Source organism: Ruoffia halotolerans (assembly GCF_014049385.1).
Classification (GTDB): Bacteria; Bacillota; Bacilli; order Lactobacillales; family Aerococcaceae; genus Ruoffia; species Ruoffia halotolerans.
In genome coordinates this window covers 1-932 of the sequence record NZ_JACAOA010000070.1, presented here as the reverse complement: position 1 = coordinate 932, position 932 = coordinate 1, and the positions used below count along the sequence as shown (strand labels likewise).

Below are 932 nucleotides of genomic sequence, written 5' to 3'. Positions count from 1 at the left end.
TACGCTTGGCCTAATTGATGAACAATCCGATAGGTATCATGTAACATCTCATCTTGGTCTAGTAAGTAGTTGACGATACCTTGCGTATTGGTCAGCCAATCAAATAATCTAAAAGGATGGTAGCTGGTCGATTGAAGTGTGTCAGGGTTCTTAAGGATTAATTTCCAATACCGTTTTAATTTGTTATATAACCGACCATCTTTGTAGCGAACGGTATTCATAAACTGAGTTCGATACCGATTGAGCTCTCGGTTTAATGCTTGAATTATATGAAAAGGATCAATTATAATCTCTGCATTAGGGAACCAACGATGAATAATATCCATATAAGGCTCATACATATCAATAGTGACTGTTTTTACCTGGCGTCTAATCTCTAGAGGATAGCGACTGAAGTAGGAAGATAAAGACCTTTTCTTACGGTCTTCTACAATATCGATCACTTTATGCGTTGTGGCATCCGACCAAATAAAACTCATGGCAGCCTCCACCGAACTCACACTCTTGAATTCATCGAAAGATAAGTGAGTGGGAAGTTGATGGGTCGGTCTAATCCGTAGAGTTGATGCCGCTTGACGAATCACTCGCCGGACAGTGTGGGTGGACACACTCGTATCTTCCGCAATCATTTTTTCGGTTTGAACCCGTGTGGCAAGATCCATTATTTTTCGTTTTACCGCGTTTGAAATAAAACAATGTTCCGCTATCACAGGAGATTTAGCCGTAAAACTCTGACCACATGCTTTACAATAATAGCGTTGTTTTTGAAGCTTTAAATACGCCGGTAGCGACGAGATGGTATTTAACGTAATCCGAGAAGCTTGTCTAAAGCCATTCTTAACGACCTGATAATTATCGTTATAGATGCCACAACATTCGCAAGCTTTTGGGACATAGGTTAATTGACCGTAATAGACAAGAGATAGCCTGCC

General features: G+C 40.3%; 1 protein-coding gene. It reads right to left on the bottom strand.

Annotation, left to right across the window (positions count from 1 at the left end; genetic code table 11):
* Window positions 1-866, bottom strand: an 866-nt coding sequence (locus HW423_RS10950) for an ISL3 family transposase (protein ID WP_328803194.1), incomplete at its 3' end; no start/stop codon positions are given.
* Window positions 867-932: the final 66 nt, after the last annotated feature.